This is a genomic window from Pleionea sp. WD8-19 (genome assembly GCF_055326765.1).
This window is the reverse complement of record NZ_JBUZOU010000001.1, coordinates 642,811-661,346: the sequence shown is the minus strand read 5'-3', so window position 1 is coordinate 661,346 and position 18,536 is coordinate 642,811. Positions and strand designations below refer to the sequence as shown.

Sequence of the window (18,536 nt, the reverse complement as noted above, 5' to 3'; positions counted from 1 at the left end):
CTGTTTGATGTGATTGAATGCCGCTTTAATAAGCTCTTTCTCTAGCGACTTTTCGGGCACTTCAATTTTGAAGGAGTCGGCTAGTTGCATCAGAATTTGCCAGTAAGTATGAAGTGTTCTTGAGCACGAGGCAACCGTAATGTCACGCTCATTATCGAGTTTTTCTATGTGTTCTTTCAGTACACTTTTACCAACGCCAGGTTCACCAACAATCACCGAGAAACCGCCTTGTTGAGAGTGAATTTTAATGATGTCGAGTATTTGTTTTTGTTGCGGCAGTAACATTAAATTATTGCGATTAAAAGGCTCTTTGGTAACACCGTGAATGGACTTTATCATGCTTGCTCTCCTCGTAGTTTAAAGTGTCGTTGTGCGTTGAAGTGCAAGTCGAGTAAGGTAGCTTCTCCCATGCGTTGTTCGTTAAAGTAAACGATAAACCGGTCACGTCGAGTGCGATCAAAGCGCACTTGTACTTTCTTTTCGCGTAGGTCTACGGGACATTCGTATTTCTGGTTATTAATCGAGAAGACATTAGTTTTACTTACTTTGCGTGTTTCTTCGATAAAGAAGACTTCTTCGGTGGTTTCGTCATCCATTAAAAACCGAAGTCGTTCTCGGTCGAGATTAAAGCGGTCAAGCGGAGTCATCTGAATACCGGAGTGGTATTGCGTGTTGTATTCGTTTTCAATCCAGAGATGGGTTTTCTCGTTCAGTTCATCGAGTGAGGTAAAGTTAAGATACTGTGTTAAAAACCGATCACGAAAGCCACGGAAGAAGCGCTCTATCTTGCCTTTGGCAGCACCGTCACGAATGGGGGCGTGTGAGAGATGGATATCAAGTCGTACACAAGCTTGCAGAATTTCTTTCGACTTGTAGTTAGAACCGTTGTCAAAGTAAAGCCGCTCGGGTTTACCGCGTTTGAAGAGCGCACTTTTAAAGGCGTCAATCATGTTCTCGGTGTTGTCGGCATAAAAGAACTCTGCGTGCGTAATGACGCGTGAAGCATCATCAATAAATGCAATCAATGGGGTCAGAGTGTATGATTTTGAGGTGAATAAAGCCTAACCTTTATTTACTTCAAATTATTATCAAGGATACTCATGGCCCGATTACCTCGCCTCTACATGGATGGCTGCGCTCACCACATCATTCAAAGAGGAAACAACCGGCAAGCCTGTTTTTTCGAAGAAGCCGATTATAAGGTTTATTTAGACTTGCTGAGAAAAGCGAGTAAAAAGTACAAAGTATCGGTTCACGCTTTCGTACTTATGACCAACCATGTGCATTTATTAACAACCCCAGAAAATGAAACAGCCAACAGTCGGATGATGCAGGCTATTGGTCGCAGTTATGTCGGCTATGTCAATCACGCCTATTCACGCACCGGAACCTTATGGGAAGGGCGTTATAAATCAACTCTTGTCGACAGCGAAGATTATTTGTTAACCGTGTATCGATACATCGAACTGAATCCGGTTAGAGCGGGTATGGTAGAGCATGCTTCAGAATATCCGTGGTCGAGTTATCGAAGTAACGCAATGGGTAAAGAGATTGAGTTACTTACTTCTCATGATGCTTACAATGTTTTGGGAAAATCGAAAGATGATCGTTTGAAAAATTACCGTACATTGTTTCGCGGTAGAATGGCTGCGAAAACTTTAAAGGAAATACGCGACGCGACTAATAAAGGCTGGGTGCTAGGAAGCGATTCCTTTATAAGACAAATAGAAGATGCAACTGGACGGTCAGCAAAGCCTCGACCTCGTGGCGGTGACCGTAAGTCAGAGCGATATTGGGAAGGTGTATTGAATCAAAAACTCTGACCCTATTGATTCCTTACGCGTATGTCAGTGGTGATCCAATTAATCGTATCGATCCGCTCGGGTTGTTTGCTGTTTCAGACATTACGCAAAGTGTCATTGATGCGGTGTCGGGTGCATTAAACGGAATGTTCGGCTCCGATAATTTCGGAAAAGATTGGGGAGCCAATCCGTGTAATGGGGCTTACAAGATGAGCTTCAATGTGGCTGATATGATCGGTACGTCGGTGGTGGATACGCTGGTTTTTGTAGGTGAACACGCAGTTGATATAGCCTTGCTAGCAATACCCAGTACATGGGTTGCGCGTGGTGCTGCCTTGCTCGCTCGTGGTATGTCAGGTATCGCGAGAATGGCAGCTGTATCTTCTCGTGCTGTGGCGCGTGTTCGTGGTGCTGTTGGCACGGCTTCTCGAGCGGTGATTAATGGGGCTCGCCGTGCTGTGGCTGGTGCTCGGAATTTTGGTCGGGGGCGGGCTGTTGCCGCTGGTGCTCGTGGTTGTCGCTACAGTTGCTTTGTCGCCGGAACAGAAGTACTGACTAAAGATGGTTACCAAAACATTGAAGAAATCAAAGTTGGCGATGAAGTTTGGGCAAAAAATACCGAAACTGGCGAATACGATTGGAAACCTGTAACAAAAACTTGGGTTGTAGAAGATAAAAAGATTTATCGCGTATCGGTTGAAACGCAAAGTGGTGGTGTTCAAACTATTGATGCTACTGCTAGCCACCCGTTCTTTGTAATAGACCAAGGCTGGGTGAATACTATTCACCTTAAATCGGGTGATTTATTTGAAGATAAAGAAGGTAACTCACTTAAAGTTATCTCGTTAGTTGATTTAAATAAAAAAGATACGGCGTATAACTTTACTGTTGATGATTTTCATACTTATTATGTAACTCAGCAGAATGTTTTGGTTCATAATTGTGGACTTCGTAATTCTAATACAGTTAAATTTAGCCAAAATAGTATTTCTAGAAGATTTACAGATGGTCGTAGTTTAGCTGAAACCACTGCTTTATTGAGAGGTAATCCTTCTGCTTCTTCAGGTATTGAGCCAATATTATTGGCAAGATTTAGAAATTTACCTGGAAATATTCAAAATAGACTTTTACAACAAGGTGCAAGTAAGCATGATGTTTTTGCTGTCACTGGCAATCGTCGTCTAGCTGCTGCACGTATGGCGAATGCTCCTATTAACGCTCGCTTTGCAACATCATCAGAATTAAATGCAATAAACTTAAATAGAAGGTTTACCACCACTAGTGGAGGTAGAGGAATTCCAGGTTTTTAGAGTTGAGTTTAAAGTGAAAGAAGTAAGAAAACCGATAGAAACGAAAGTTGGCTTTATTAACGGTAGAGATGCTATTTATCTCAACCATGTTAATCATAACCTTTATCCTAGCGAAATTGATTTTTCTGGTGAAATTAACTCTCAACTTTGCAGCAATGCTAACACAAGTAACAAGAGGATAGGTTATACGCTTGTTTTCAAGAGAGTAGTAGCTTATAGATGTTGGGAGTTGAATAAGTATCCCGACGAACTGAAAATAGAAAGTAGTTTTGATTCTGTAATAAACTCTAACTGGTTAGAACAACTTTTATGCCCTACTAAAAAGCATTATGTTTTTTCGACTTACGACTATATATTTGAAATTATTGCGGAAGCTTACGAGTTGTCGCTTAAGATGTAAATCATCATTTATAGGAAACAATAGGGTCAGAGTACTTGATTTTGAGGTGAGCAAAGTCTAATCTTTATTCACTTCAAATTATTATCAAGGATACTCATGGCTCGATTGCCTCGCCTCTACATGGATGGTTGCGCTCACCACATTATTCAACAAGGCAACAAACGGTAAGCTCGTTTTTTGAACTACCCGATTACAAGGTTATTTAGATTTACTAAAAAAGCGAGTAAAAAGTACAAAGTATCAGTTCATGTTTTGTGTTTATGGTCATCCCTACGCATCCATTAACAATCCTTATGTTTATTTTTTATAGGTAATTATTCACATTGATCTTAAAGTATCAATAATTATAATCCGCTCCTTTTTATAATTAATAGGATTAATAATGAGCGGACGCCTTAAAAGATATATTTCAAACGTAACATGTGCAGTATTGATTTTGCACACTTCAGGGCTTTATGCCTTTAAGCAAAAATACCACGAAAAAATTTCGGAAGATGTACTTGAGCAAGAATTAAATTTTGATCGAAAATCGTCCGATGAAGTCGGTGATGCAAATTGGCAAACCGATATTAAAGAAGGAAAATATGCATCGGCACATGGTGATGACAACGAATTAACGGCGACATCTGAACGATTAAAGGAAATAAGAGAAGGCATTGTTAAAGCGTTACAGGAATGTCGTAAACGTGATGCACTCGATGACTTAGGGCGTGCATTTCATACGATCCAAGACTTACATTCGCATACCAACGCACACGATAATCAGCATCTCAGCGATATTGATGTTAAGTCTGAAAATATTTTTCGTATGACTGGAGTAAGTGAAAATACGATTGATCCAAAAACTGGTGAATACATTTTTCCAAATGTCACTCACTATTGTGATGCTGAAAATAACTTTGCTCCAAGTGGGTTAACATCAGGCTATTTTAATACGTTTGGGGGTATTCGAGATTTACTTCACTTAAGCGATGGAAGAGCTCAATGTAATGACCAGCGCGAAGGTTTATGTTGCCATGCCGACCTTAACCGAGATGCTCCAAAAAACAGTGATTGTTTAAGTGATGATGGCACAATGATTGGTGATCCATCTAGCGCGGAGTGTCAAGCGACAAACCGTCATGTTGTTGGTCTCGCTGCAGCTAAAGCTGCGTCAAAAGATTTTGTTGAGCTGTTAGAAGCAGACATTCGTAAAGCGGCCTCATCTGAAGCTCAAGCTAACTCTTGGATTAAACTTCTAAAAAAACGAATTAAGCACACAACCTATGTGTTGGATACGTCAGGCAGCGTAAAACGAAGTGATTCTTTTAGAACATTAACTCAATTAATCGTTGATGATCTAACAGAGTTAGAGTCGGATCCTAATGTGTCTGGAAAAATTGGTTTTTTACCTTTCGATGACAAGATTGGTGATTATTCGGAAAGCTGTGACGTTCAAGAAATTCGCGAAAAAGTGCTCACTCAATCAGCGCCAGTAGGTGCGTACTGCCAAGAAGCTTCAATGGAAGCTCTCTATGAAGCGGTTAAGCGATTTCCAAGAAATAACGGCGGAATGTCAACACCAAACAAAAGTGTCGTTTTATTAACAGACTCTCATCCTAGAAGTCGTACACTTTTACGTGAAGTGTATGAATTAGCGGGCAGAAAAGGTATCCGAATACATACATTTATTACTGGAGATATGTGTGAAGTAGAACCCTTTTCAAAAACGGGCGGCGAGTTTTCTGGAAAGTTAGAAGAAAGTTACTCAAACAATAAAAGTGTAAATAAAGACAGTTCCAATACGACGTATAAAATATTTGGGGAAATATCAGAAAAAACAGGCGGATACATGATGCGTTTGGATCCTAAAGACAGTGATTTGATGCGTGATGTTTATGCGTTCATTAATTCACAAGAAGATCCGAATAAAGCACTAGTTTTAGACCAAGTTATCTCTCAAAATATCAACGATGATTCTGAAATAGTATTTTCTATTGATGATACGATAACCTCTAGTGGCCAGATAGTTTTAAGTACTACTGATGAGCTTAATTTAAGCGAGATCGAGCTAACTTCTCCAAGTGGTCAGGTTTATACGCTTAGCGAGCAATCATTGAGCGTAAATAACTTTTCTTCGGTACTCTCAATAAGTTTGCCAACCATTGAAATCGGACAATGGAAGGTTGTGCTTTATGGCGCGATAAATGGAACTATTAAAGTTTTCGGAAATAGCTCGGTGTTAAGCAATGATGTTCGATTTCTTGATTCAAAATTTGTTGGAAATTTCCGTGAAGCTAGAATTCCTATTTCAGGAAATCCCACATCAGGAGAGTCAGTGGATATGGAAATTAACTTTTCCAATGATATACGAGAGGCGAGCATTTCGCTTCGTCGAACTGACGGTAGCCTTATCTCTTCCATTGCATCTGAGCAGGTTCGCTCTTCTCAAGTAATTGCATCGGTTGTTATTCCCAGTGAACCTTTTATGATTTATGTAGAAGGTAGCACGTTAAGCGGCTTTGACTTTTCTCGTGTGGTAACCAATGTTGTTGAACCATTGGATATGCGGCTTATATTAGTTGGCAATGAAGTAAACAACTTTAATTCACGCGATGTTATGGCGGGAGCCGATAATTATTTGGAGTTTGAAGTATATAATGGACTTGATGAATCTGATATTTTGTTTTACGGGAATTCCAGACGACCGAAAATAGGAACCATAGAGTTTCCTGACCCCATACATATTGATGCGAAAGAAACTATCCTGTTCAAGGTAAAATACACTTTACCTCTCGATACGCCTATTGGCTCAAAAGATGTTTTAACGTTAGGTTTTAGTCCTGGTAGTAATTTACCCATGATTAATGTTGATCTGAATGTAGTTGCTCCAGACATTCGTTTGGAAGGTGATGAAGATAATAATGAGATTATCGGGTACGATAATGATAATTATATATTTAGTTTTGAAAGCGACGATATCGTTTATGGTCGAGCTGGTAATGATGAAATTCATTCAGGGCAAGGAAATGATACTGTTTACGGTGAATTCGGTAATGATCGTTTGTTTGGAGATGAAGGTAACGATACGCTTTATGGAAATGAAGGAGACGATACACTAAATGGTGGAAGTGGAAATGATTTACTAATCGGAGGTGAAGGAAATGACCATTATGTGTATCAGATTGGTGACGGATACGACAAGATAGAAGAACGAGGAAGTGAAAGTCGAAATGCCGGCAGTAATGATATTCTTTCTTTGAAAAACATTCATCCGGATAATCTTTTATTGCGTCGGAATTTATACGGAGATCTAAGAATATACATTAACGGTGATACGCAACCCGCGATAGATATTATTGGACAATTCCGTTTAGTCGATTGGTCCGTTGAAAAAATTACTTTTGATGATGGAACAGTTTGGGATTATGCCTTTATGGTAGAGAAGGTGCTTGAGGGAACCGATAACAACGATACTATCTATGGACACAACCATAATGATGTTATTGAGTCAGGTCATGGAGATGATGTTATTTACGGACTCGAAGGTAATGATGTTATTCGCGCGGGTACCGGTAACGATAAAGTTACAACAGGCGAGGGGAGTCATACTGTGTGGGGAGGCACTGGAAATGATGTGCTTACCGACAAATACGGAGACAATCGTTTATATGGCGAAGAAGGAAACGATCAACTGAGTGGTGTTGGACAACTTTTTGGCGGACTTGGTGAAGACACACTGACAGCGACAGACTCGGCTACATTATACGGTGGTGATGATAACGATACCTTGATTGGCAGCAGTTCGAACGATCGTTTGTATGGCGACGCTGGTGATGATGTCTTGTACGGAAAATCAGGAACGGATTATCTTGTAGGCGGAGATGGTAATGACGTACTTTTTGCTAACGACAGCGTCCATGACAGAAGTGGAAACGAGCTGTCCGGTGGAAAAGGAAACGACGAATTGTTTGGAGGGTATGGAGACGATACTTATTACTTTAATTTAGGCGATGGACAAGACACCATAATTGAAACTGCGCGAGAGCAAGCTTTTTCTAATTTAACGCCCTCTAATGATCGATTAATATTGGGAGCTGGTATTACCGATACAAGCATTTCATTTAATCGAATGAATGACGATATGGTCATAAAGATTAAAGATGTTAGTGATGAACTAAAGATAAAAAATTGGTTCTTTAACTTCAGTGATAGTACTGTAGATTATTTTAAGGTCAATACGCTCCTTTTTGATGACGGAACGGCTTTAAGTGATGTTCAAATTGAAAATTTAGTCAATTACCTAGGAACCAGCGATCACGACAATTTAAATGGTTACAGAGATCGTGACGAAAAGATCTTTGGATTTTCTGGAAATGACGATATTACTGGCGCTGGCGGAGATGATCAACTACATGGAGGCTTAGGTAATGATCGCTATTTTTATCTTCCGGGAGATGGAAATGATGTCATCTTTGAAGAACAGGGCGAAGACTCTTTAATAATCCGAGGTGGGATGAGTTATACCGACGAGTCGTTACGTTATTTTAAAGATAACGATGACTTAGTCATTCGTATTAATCAACTTACTGAATCTGAAATTCGTATTGTCAATCAGTTTGCCGGCGAGTTTCCTGCGATTGAGTCGCTAGGATACTCAGAAAAGTCAACCGGAGAACATAGCTTTACTTATAGTGTTACTTCTATAGCCGCTATTAATAATCTATTGCGAGATTATAAAACGGGAGAGTTAATTGGCTCCGGTAATGGTGATTCTGAAAAAAACTCGGATACAACAGCGACCCATAGTGGAACCGACGGTAACGATTCCATTTTCGGCTCCGACGATGCAGATATTATTGAAGGTTTAAAAGGAGACGATCAACTCAGCGGCGGTGCCGGTAATGATATTTACTGGGTAGCTGCAGAGGGAGGACAAGACACTATTATTGAATCTGAAGGTGATAACATACTGCGCTTTATTGGCGGCATTACCTACAATCAAGTCGGATCCGGACTTAGACTCAGTGGCGATGATTTAATTTTGGTTATTGATGGAGGTCCTAACCAGGTAACGGTGAAAAACTTTTTCAGTCAACCCAACACCATCAGTGCGATTGAATTCGAGTCAGGTGGCGTCATCACGGCGCAGCAATTATTCGAGGCGTTTAATGTGACACCTCCTGCAGATAATGAGCCAGATGGTGATACAGGTGGTACTGGTTCTAGTAATGGTGCTGTTATTAATGGGACCGCATCTAACGATTTGCTCGAAGGAGGCACGGGAGACAACGTTTATGTCATTGGAGTAAGCGAAGGTCAGGACACGATTATTGAAAGCGGCGGAACAAACACCCTCCGGTTTGTCGGTGGCATTACTTACAACCAAGTTGGCTCTGGATTATCGAAATATGGAAACGATTTGATCCTTATCATTAATGGTGGCCCTGACCAGGTCACCATTAAAAACTTTTTCAGTCAAGCTAATACAATCAGCGTGATCGAGTTTGAAACCGGTGGATCAATTACAGCTCAGCAATTATTTGATGCCTTTGGTGTAGCTCCACCTACGAGCAGTGGAACAGATAACAGCGAAACGATGAGTGGTATACGAGGCACATCGGAGAATGACGTATTAGAAGGTAGTACTGAGGACGATCTATTTTTGATAGGTGCTGCAGAAGGGCAGGATGTTGTAGCCGATACTGCAGGAAATAATACACTTCGGTTTGTTAATGGCGTTACTTACAACCATGTTGGCTCTGGATTATCCAAATATGGAAACGATTTGATCCTTATCATTGATGGTGGCCCTCACCAGGTGACCGTTAAAAACTTTTTTAACCTACCCAACACCATAAATGTGATTGAGTTTGAGTCGGGTGGAGCCATTACAGCTCAGCAATTATTTGATTTATTTGGTGTTCAAGCACCTTAGCGCTGCAGTAGTGATAGCGGTGAAGATGGACTTTTCACCGTTATTTCAACAAAATTAATGGACGTTTCTGATCATAAGGATTCTGATTTTTCATTAGCTGCACCTGGTTTTTAATTGTAGTGTTACTTAAAAATGGAACGAAAGTCAGGTGCAAACAAGGAAGTTTATTTCTATTTATGGATTCCGTTGCGCTTCATCACATCTTACCATTTGGTTCATTTTGCAGGATCTCACAAATAGAACTCCGAAGGGACCCAAAACAACCCTAGTTGTGAATAAATCAAAGACTTCTTTACATAACTTTACTTATACTGAGTAAACAAATCTCCTAACGCTGCGTTTTATTGACTCCGTAATTCGCACTTTGGAGATATGCATGTTTAATCATCGAGTCAATCTTACTTTCTTAATTCTTGCTTGTACTTTTATGTTCGCAGCCTGCTCCAGCTCTACGACTGAGCAGGAAGACGAGGTACCCATTGCGCCGAACTTAATGATAACGTTCAATGAATTGCCGGATGTGGAAACCACAAACTACTTTGCACGATTCGAATTCTCGGCGGTTGATGCGGCAACTTACGAATGCCGATTGAACAATCAAGCGTTTCAAACGTGTGAGTCACCGGTGTTTTTAATTGATGTTGGCGATGGAGAACACGTGTTTGAAGTAAGGGCCATTGCTAATGATGGATCTATTGGTGACTCCAGTGCTTATTCGTGGCAAGTGAATGACCCGATTGTGGCGGAACATGACGACTTGATTCCCACCAATGTTTTGCCCGATGGTGTCGCTGCGAACAGTTGGCGCGGTATTGTTAGAATTAATTGTGACTTCTCACACAGCAGCTATAACGACCCCATTGTCTATCCTGGTGTAGAAAACGCGGCGCACTTGCATCGTTTTTACGGCAATACTCTGGTGGATCACAACACTACGACAGAATCACTGTATATGATCGGAGAGTCGTCGTGTCAGGGAAACAAACTCAACCTTTCATCGTATTGGGTTCCTGCGCTGTTAGCGCCTAAGTTTAATGAGTTAACGGGAGAGCGTGAACTGGATGAGAACGGTGAGCCTGCATGGCAAGTGGTGCCTGCTGTTGTCGGTAACGACGACGAAGCGCACGAAGTGTTTTATTATTCTGCTGGTGTCGATGACTTATCGTCCATTCAACCAATACCTGCGGGTTTAAAAATGATCGCTGGCACTGCTATGACTATGCCCGGACAAGCACAAGAGACATCGATTGTGCGTTGGCATTGCCAGTCGTGGGAATCGGACGATGCTTCAAACCCAATGTTTAGCGCTAGCATTCCGGAATGTATTGCGCCCGATCGCGTTCGTATGGATATCTTTTTTCCGAGTTGTTGGAATGGTGTTGATTTGGATTCCGAAGATCATAAAAGCCACATGGCTTATCCGGTTAACGACGGTGGTCCGTTAGGAACACATTGCCCCGAGTCGCATCCTATTCCAGTGGTACGTCCCAGTTACCATTATGCGTTTGGGGTAAAGCCAGAAGTGTATGATCCGCAAACGCAATCGAGTAAAGGTTGGCGTTTAGCGTCGGACATGTACGAGGTAACGGACGAACAACCTGGCGGCTTGTCATTGCATGGCGATTGGTTTAACGGTTGGCATCCGGCGATTATGCAACTTATGTTGGATGGATGCATTAAAGGAGAATTGGATTGCCACGATGGAAACCTTGCTAACGGTTATCGTTTGTCGGGCACTCAACCAGGTACTCAAGTTGAGCCTGAAATTGTGAACGCGGGATTAGGTTGGTAAACGATATCTAAAGGGTGACACCGCAGACATTCGCTATGTCACCCTATTATTCCTTTAAGGAACGTTCTAAACATAGCAATACCTAATGTTGATAGGTGATTGGCTTCTCCGTCTTTAAGTCGACTTTCCTTTCTCTTCCATTTTTTTTGGTGCAGGTGCACTTAACGTATCATCTTGCCCTTTAGGTCTGTATTTAAGCCATACTAAATTTATGAATGCAGGTAATATTTGTTTGCATAGAAAGACTAAAAACCTGGCATAATGAAAATACCTTTTAGTGCATAGAGTGACTCTTAATTGTTAGAGGCGCATGATAAACGCTTGTTTATTATTTTCGTAAAATAAATTGGAGAAAATAAATGTTGAAAAAAGCTCTTTTGTTGATTTCTTACTTTATGGTGATAACCGGCGCTAATGCGAAAAGTGCGGAAGACAAAATTAATGCGCTTTATGAAAGTAAAAGTAACTACTCGTTGTTAAGTCAACCAGAACTTATTCATTCTTTAGCGATTAAACAGGTTTTTACGATTGACTTTTATAGTGCCATTAGTAATTTTAGTGAAGATGAAAATGAGCCCGATAATACGGAAATGGCACGTTTAGGCATTGGCTATACGGGCGATAAAGTCATTATTTATCCAAAGCTTAATGATCAAACCGATTTGTCACCATTTATTCTTCCTTATTTAAAGCAAGGTTTTAAAGTTCGAACTAAAGAGGATGCTTATATTTTAATGGAAGCCTTAAAAGATTCCTTGAACATTGGGCCTTGTTGGACCGACGATCAATCAGCAATTGCGAAAGTAAAAATGGACAACAATAAAGTATACCTGGCGGTGGCTCACTTTTTTGATGATTATCAAGCCTTTGAAGTTACGTTAGATGAGTCTGGCCGTATTATAAAAGTGTTTTTTCACTTGGCAATGGAGAAAAGCCGAGTCGGCTAGAAAATGTTTTTCTAGGCCCTTAGACTATCAACCTACGGGCCTATTCTCGAGCATCGCGAGGTTCACTCAGATTAATGCGGTGCTTTACTTTAAAGGTAAGGCGATATTCCAATTACGTTAGTTGTACGAAATCAATATTGCGACGCGATAAATTGCCCTTAAGGACGAAAAATCATCGTTATATGGAAATTCAATTAAATACTAATCAATACAATGCACATAATTAAACGCTGCTAAAAAATACGACATTTACGATAAAAGCAGAGTTTAAGAAGAATTCATTGACGTTTCATCTCCCGCCGAGAAGTGCCATCGCACAAGAGAGTTACCACAAGTTTAGTAGCCTGCAAATGCGACTATTTTTTCCTTTAGCTTAAGACTAGTATTTCCATACCAAACGGTATAACGCTCGTTGTCGCTTAGGGAGGAAAGGTTATGTCTCACGATCTAGACGAGTTATTTGATGAAGAGATGGACGCCGAACTCGAACAGGATGAGTGTTCGGATCTTTACGGTGAAGAATACGCTGCAAACGGACACGACTGGGAAGATGAGGAATACGATTTCTATGCGTCGCACGAAATAGACGAAGAAGTCGAAGAGTTTTTGCCTTTGCTTGCTCCTCTTTTGGCTAAAGCCGCGCCTATTGCAATTAAAGCCTTAGCGCCTATGGCTGTCGATATGGTTGGAAAGTTATTAAAAGAAGACGATTCATTCGATTCTGAAGCCATGGATTACGAAGATGAGCTGTCCTATGAAGACGACTTTGATGAGGAAGATGAGCTTTTTCTTGATTACGAAGATGATCTGGAAGTGGAAGCATTAGCTGACCAAGCAGCTAAAAGTAAAAATAAAACCGCTGCTCAAAGTATTGCCGGTGCAACAGCAGTAAAGGTGCTGTCCTGTGCACCAAAACAAGTTAAAAAGGTGATGCCCACCTTAGTTAAAGCTTCGGGTCGCGTTGCAAAAGCGTTGCATAAAAAGCCACAGTTACGTCCACTACTGAAGGTGTTGCCCTCCATACAAAAGAAAACGGTAAAAACGTTAGTTAATGCCGCGAAGCAACGTAAGCCCGTTACCAATAAAGCGGCTGTGGTTACGCTGGCAAAAGAAATTAAAAAGACCCTAAAAAATCAAGCGAAAGTTAAAAAAGCTCTCAATAACAATGCACTTAAACGCAAGAAATTCGACAAGCTCGCAATACAGCGCGCCGAAAAATATGCTTGAACCTACGTAATTGTAAATGGCTACTTAACAGGAGATACCGTCATGTACGATGAATTTTATGATTATGAATCCGATTATGAATTAATGGATTATGAAGATGACCTGGAAATGGATTACGAACTGGAGTTGGAAGCCGATGAATACGAAGAAATGGAAGCGTTAATGGAAGCTGCAATCATGGCGGATAGCGATGCAGAAGAAGATGCTTTTTTGGGAGCCATTGCATCCATTGCTTCTAAAGTGCTTCCGAAAGCGATTCCTTTCGTTAAAAAGGCATTACCAAAAATTGTGAATGTAGGAAAACATTTCATCAGCCGTGCTCGTCGCTCACCGTTTGTTCATCGAGCCGCAAAAGCTGGTGTGAATGTACTCACCCGAACCACGCAAGATGTGCTTCGAGATTATGCACGTGGGCGTCCGGTCAACCCTAGTCATGTTGCGCGTCGTGCTGCTCGGCATGCTTCTCATACGGCCCCTTACGTAGCATACGGTCGAAACCGGCATCCCAGCTGGTCATATCCACCACGCCGTCGGTCACGCAGTGCTTATGCCCAACCACGTCGTATTGCCTATTATCAATAATGCGGTAGTGTTTTCGAATTAGGACGCAATCATGGTCGCTTTACGTCAACGAAATGACAATCAATCCGAGCGGATCAGCAAACCAAAGATTCGCAGTGTACATGATAAGCCGTTGTTTACGAGTGACAAACGCGCGTTAGAAACCTGGATCCGAACTCAGGTAACAAATGCGCTAAGACATGCAACCAACTTGCGTCCTTTTCAAAAGAATGAGTTTGGCGATGGGCCACATGCACCCAGTGAAGCGCATCGTGTAACGGTTAATCGTTTGTTATCGAAATTACGACAACAAGTGTTTCGTTACGGACGTCAATTATCCATACAAAAGCAATGCGCAATTCAAAAGCAAACTCAAAAAAACTTACAACGCTTTATTCAGGCTAAAGAAACCGGTGAGCGCTGGACCATTGCAACGGAACTGGTATGGGATTTCTATTTCGAGATTTTTAACCAGCGGCAGTCAAGTGTTGCAAGTTATCTGGGAGCCTGCGATAAAATCGCAGCCGATTGTTATCAAGCGGTGTATATGGGCTTAGGTAAAGCGCGCTCGATACCAACACCTCCACCTATTTCTTTTTTCGATACACAACGTTCGCCAGCCACTTATCGTCGTCATGTTTTAATTACGCAAATAGGTAAATTGCCGAATCCGTTTCCATTGGTAAAACTGCCATTACACCGATTGGTGAACCCTTGGACTTTAGGTGCGGTTGCTCACGAAGTCGCTCATAATTTACAGTCGGATCTCGGTTTGTGGCATGTACTGCCTAAAGCCATTGCGCGTTGTTTGTCGCAATGGCGGTTGCCGAAACTAGTGATCGATACCTGGACGCGTTGGCATAAAGAAATTTTTGCCGACCTATGTGGGCTCCTTTTGGTCGGGCCACAGTTTGTGGGATCATTAATGGATGTACTGGCCAGAACATCGCGTAAAACATCGTATTTTAATCCTCGTGGCGTGCATCCGGTTCCTTACTTACGCGTATTCATCAATCTGGAATTGCTTAGACGATTGGGCTTTCAGGAAGAAGCTGCTGCTTATGCAAGCATGTGGCAACGGCTTTATCCCGCTACTGTAAAACAGAGTTTACCACAATCTCTGACGTCTACATTTAGCAGAGCCAATCGATTGGTGGTGGATATCGTGTGCTTTCAAAAATATTTTCAACTAGGCGATAAGCGGCTGGTTGATGTGATTAAATTTGGTAATAAGGAAAATAAATTAATCAAAGAAGCGGCGACTCGATTGGCCGCGGGTAATGACCCCGGCATATTGCCGGAACGATTTCTTATTGGAGCGGCCCGATTAGCACTGCAAAGCAATCTGGCTCGTCCGAATACCATTAAGGATAACTTCTACAAGGCGCTTACCAGGAGATAAATTATGAGTACTGCCGGACTGGAGTTTAGCAATCTGGAAAAACGCATTGCCGATTTCGAAACGTTTTATGGAAATCTGCAGGTGGATAATCTGGATAAAAAAATACGGGAAGAGCTGATTGATGATTTGTCGAAACAAATCGGCGATCTGAAGGGCTTTAGCGGTGAGTGCAAAAAGTTTATCAAAGCATCGGAAAAACGGAAAACCGATTCCGCACGACTTGAAAACATTCAAAAATGCATTAAGCATCTGGATGACATTTCTGGATTGCTTGAGCGTATTAAAGGTCGTAATGCGATTTTCAAGAGCTTTTATGATCCAGAAAATCCGCAAGTACCTGACGCTAAAACTCGTAAAGATTTTGAGCGGCATCGCGAGGAATTACTGAAAGAAGTCCTTCTTTTGCGTGGTGAAGTGATCAGCCACTTGATCAGCCTAACGCAAAAGCAAGATGATGATTCTGAGCTTGTTAAATTGAATACGCCTAGTCGATATGATGGCATTGAAGACGCGATTTTGAGTAGGGGACTTATTTCTGGCAATTATCAAAGCAGTCCCGGATTTTCCACCGCTGATCATTCTGGCACGATTGGTGAAACGGACATGATTGCCCATGTCGATACTGCTATTGCACAGTTGTTGGGAGCGCCACTTAAACGAGATTTATACGATGTTCCCGATAAAAAAGAGTATGCACTGCACGTACAAAAACTATTGAATAATGCTTTTGAGAAAAAGGTGACCAATGGCAAGTCAGAGTACCTTTTTAAGCGAAGTTTGATAGGTAGTACCATTTCAACCAGTGGCAATCACCTTCAAGGCAAGCAAAGCTCTTTCTATCAGTATTTTAATGATGGCTTTAAAACCGTAAAAAAATTGGTTGAGTCTTTCGATGTTCTGGTTTGCGAATGCGACGAAGAAAACTTCAATTTCAGCAAACAAGAAATCATCAAAGATTTTCTTCAATTGGTTGCTGAGCTCAATCGTGATGGTGGACCAATATTGGGTAGAGTGAACACACTGTATCAATCGTTAAAACGTCAGCTTAAAGTGATTGCTCAAGGTTTGGGTGTCGATTTTAGTGACTACCAAAAGTTTAGAGCCAACGTTGCCTTCTTGCTGAACATTGAGTTGGCGAAGGTAGAGGAGCATCACACCAACTTTGATTTGGTATTTGAGTTTTTACAAGAGTTGGTCGAGAAATGTCGCGAGACGTACAATAACAATCTGGGTGTGCCGGTAGGAACTGCAATTAATCAAATGTTGCTTTCGGTTAAAGCAATACCTAAGTCAGTGCAAGAAGTATTTAAATATTTGAACGTTGCTGGTGTTCAAAAGCTGGATCGCGATGCGCGACAACATTTTCGAGTGCTCGACTGGATACGCCAAACCGCTGAACAAGACTGGTATTTACAATTGCGAGATGGTGATTTGAGAGCTTCTGAAGTGGAAGATATCAATATTGAGATTGAAGCCATGTTGGAAGACTTACAAAACATCGATTGTGGTATTGAAACGTTTGTCCCAAAAGGTAAACGTTATATCGAAAGAGCATTGGCTGAGTTAAAAGCCCATTTGAAAGAAATCAAAAGCATAGCCGAAAAACTTTTGGGTAATAGGCCCAGTGTCGAATCTAACATCGAGCAATTCACCGCTTCACAAGCGTCGTAATTAAGGAGAGAAAACCATGGCAAATAACAATGGATTTTCTAATCTGGGTAACTATGAAGATCTTATGGGGCAGATCAGTAAATTACGCGCCATGTTGATCGATCAAAATCAGGGTCTGTTTTTACAAAAACCGTATTTAGCGGATCTGTTAAATGAACGCATTCGCGATACGTTGCAACTGATTGATGAAACCAGCCGTGAGCAAGACAATGGCACCGACAACGGACTATTAAACCTGACCGGTCTTGGAGAAAAGGGTAACACGAGCATGAGTCAGGCGCGGATCCCATCGCGCTTGCCCAACTACGAAGATGATGTAACGGCAGAGCGAATTCTGGGTGTCGCCGATTTGTATTACATCTATCAGCACGAGCGTATTGGCGTGTTTAATGCTGTGCTCAAATTGCAGGAACTGTTTAAAGCCGGAAGGGTTCGTCTGGCGTCTGGACCTGGTGCCATGATGTTGTATCAATACGATCGACAAAAGGTATTGCGTTACACCAAAAAAGAGCGCTTTCAAGCTTATCGCCGTGTGTTCGGTTATACGGAAGCGCAACCTCATTCCGGCGCTAAACCCAATCATGGCTTCCACAGCTTATTTATGAATTTTAATACGTCGGTCGCGCAATTTTTCCGTGACCAACGCGTATCAGAAGTGATTCGTCCCGACGGCAGTAATTTGGCATTTGGCAGTATGGCGGTTGTTCGGCGCGCAGGGCTTGATTTGCGAAACAATTTAAAAAGCAGTTCTTATGGACACATTAACGTCTTACGCATTGAAGTATTTCAACTATTGGAGCAAGCGTTTGAAATTCTGGGCGCCGACGATATTCGAAACCTGTTCGGTGCTGATTCAGGTTGGGATGTTTTGGAAGAAGTGTTGCATCGGTATCTGAATGTTAGTGCTCCCGTTTCACAACGCAGTCGTATGGCGGTAACAGGCCATGAAATCCTCACTTGGCTATCGCAATCCGACATACTGGCTCAAAGTCGCGCAGATTTTGAACCAAGGCTAGGCTATATTAAAGATCCCGTGGAAGAGTGGATAACCAGTGCGGAATCTTTAGGAATGATCAAAAACGAGTTTGATCGCACTTCAAATAAGGTGGTGTCGTTTCCACAACGATCTGCCATGGCTGCAAGATAACCGAATAACGCGACTGATCAGGAGAAGACCATGAATTCGGGTAACGCTGTCAAATCACTGGAGGATTCCATAAAAGAACGCCAGGCGTTTGCGAACTTATTAAAGGCGCAGCATTCACTGCAAAATAATCAATTCGTAAAACAGCGATTGGGAGATTTTATCAGTGACCCAACCTTAACACCTCGAGAGTGTGAAATTGCAAGGTTGATCGCGAAAGGTTTACCCAACAAAAGCATTGCTGCTGTTTTAGATATTAGTCCGTGGACGGTATCGACGCATTTGCGCCGTATGTTTGCGAAGAAGAAGGTGCGATCGCGTGCTGCTCTGGTAGCCGAATTGATGGCTTAAATAACGTCTTAA

Annotated in this window: 15 protein-coding genes; 13 read left to right on the top strand and 2 right to left on the bottom strand. The window is 41.7% G+C overall.

The window, feature by feature from the left end; genetic code table 11:
- Both ACTUJY_RS02685 and ACTUJY_RS02680 read right to left on the bottom strand, forming a co-directional pair.
- Positions 1 to 339: hypothetical protein (locus ACTUJY_RS02685; RefSeq protein WP_463614498.1), on the bottom strand; the 339-nt coding region annotated here is incomplete at its 3' end.
- Complete coding sequence (locus ACTUJY_RS02680) at positions 336 to 1,025, bottom strand: DDE-type integrase/transposase/recombinase (RefSeq protein WP_463614497.1); 690 nt, start codon at positions 1,023 to 1,025, stop codon at positions 336 to 338. The genes ACTUJY_RS02680 and ACTUJY_RS02685, both read right to left, overlap by 4 nt.
- A 75-nt stretch (positions 1,026 to 1,100) precedes the next feature.
- Here ACTUJY_RS02680 and ACTUJY_RS02675 point away from each other — a divergent pair, with 75 nt between their 5' ends.
- The 13 genes from ACTUJY_RS02675 to ACTUJY_RS02615 all read left to right on the top strand — a co-directional run bounded on the left by ACTUJY_RS02675 (position 1,101) and on the right by ACTUJY_RS02615 (position 18,524).
- Complete coding sequence (locus ACTUJY_RS02675) at positions 1,101 to 1,823, top strand: transposase (protein WP_463614496.1); 723 nt, start codon at positions 1,101 to 1,103, stop codon at positions 1,821 to 1,823.
- Positions 1,793 to 3,112 (top strand): polymorphic toxin-type HINT domain-containing protein, encoded by a 1,320-nt coding sequence (locus tag ACTUJY_RS02670; protein ID WP_463614495.1) that lies wholly within the window; start codon positions 1,793 to 1,795, stop codon positions 3,110 to 3,112. The genes ACTUJY_RS02675 and ACTUJY_RS02670 overlap by 31 nt, the downstream gene beginning before the upstream one ends.
- 13 nt (positions 3,113 to 3,125) lie before the next feature.
- Positions 3,126 to 3,512, top strand: coding sequence for a hypothetical protein (locus tag ACTUJY_RS02665; RefSeq protein ID WP_463614494.1), 387 nt, complete (start codon positions 3,126 to 3,128; stop codon positions 3,510 to 3,512).
- A 382-nt stretch (positions 3,513 to 3,894) separates the two neighbouring features.
- Positions 3,895 to 9,429, top strand: coding sequence for a calcium-binding protein (locus ACTUJY_RS02660; RefSeq protein WP_463614493.1), 5,535 nt, complete (start codon positions 3,895 to 3,897; stop codon positions 9,427 to 9,429).
- Positions 9,430 to 9,805: 376 nt separating this feature from the next.
- On the top strand, positions 9,806 to 11,221 hold the full coding sequence (locus ACTUJY_RS02655) for a DUF1996 domain-containing protein (protein WP_463614492.1): 1,416 nt from the start codon (positions 9,806 to 9,808) through the stop codon (positions 11,219 to 11,221).
- Positions 11,222 to 11,580: 359 nt separating this feature from the next.
- Entirely contained in the window at positions 11,581 to 12,168 is a 588-nt protein-coding gene (locus tag ACTUJY_RS02650) for a hypothetical protein (RefSeq protein ID WP_463614491.1), read from the top strand.
- A gap of 230 nt (positions 12,169 to 12,398) precedes the next feature.
- On the top strand, positions 12,399 to 12,545 hold the full coding sequence (gene cas5, locus ACTUJY_RS02645) for a CRISPR-associated protein Cas5 (protein WP_463614507.1): 147 nt from the start codon (positions 12,399 to 12,401) through the stop codon (positions 12,543 to 12,545).
- 58 nt (positions 12,546 to 12,603) lie between these two features.
- Positions 12,604 to 13,395 carry a hypothetical protein gene (locus ACTUJY_RS02640; protein WP_463614490.1) on the top strand — a complete coding sequence of 264 codons (792 nt, stop codon included), beginning with the start codon at positions 12,604 to 12,606 and terminating at the stop codon, positions 13,393 to 13,395.
- Between the two features lie 42 nt (positions 13,396 to 13,437).
- A complete protein-coding gene (locus tag ACTUJY_RS02635; protein WP_463614489.1) occupies positions 13,438 to 13,977 on the top strand; it encodes a hypothetical protein in 540 nt (179 codons plus the stop codon).
- A 31-nt stretch (positions 13,978 to 14,008) separates the two neighbouring features.
- On the top strand, positions 14,009 to 15,358 hold the full coding sequence (locus ACTUJY_RS02630; protein ID WP_463614488.1) for a hypothetical protein: 1,350 nt from the start codon (positions 14,009 to 14,011) through the stop codon (positions 15,356 to 15,358).
- 3 nt (positions 15,359 to 15,361) lie between these two features.
- The gene (locus tag ACTUJY_RS02625) at positions 15,362 to 17,029 is read left to right on the top strand and encodes a hypothetical protein (RefSeq protein ID WP_463614487.1); all 1,668 of its coding nucleotides are present in this window, start codon (positions 15,362 to 15,364) and stop codon (positions 17,027 to 17,029) included.
- Between the two features lie 16 nt (positions 17,030 to 17,045).
- Positions 17,046 to 18,176, top strand: a complete 1,131-nt coding sequence (locus ACTUJY_RS02620) for a hypothetical protein (RefSeq protein WP_463614486.1) — start codon at positions 17,046 to 17,048, stop codon at positions 18,174 to 18,176.
- Positions 18,177 to 18,206: 30 nt separating this feature from the next.
- Positions 18,207 to 18,524: a helix-turn-helix domain-containing protein gene (locus ACTUJY_RS02615; RefSeq protein ID WP_463614485.1), complete on the top strand. Its 318-nt coding sequence runs from the start codon at positions 18,207 to 18,209 to the stop codon at positions 18,522 to 18,524.
- Positions 18,525 to 18,536 lie beyond the last annotated feature (12 nt).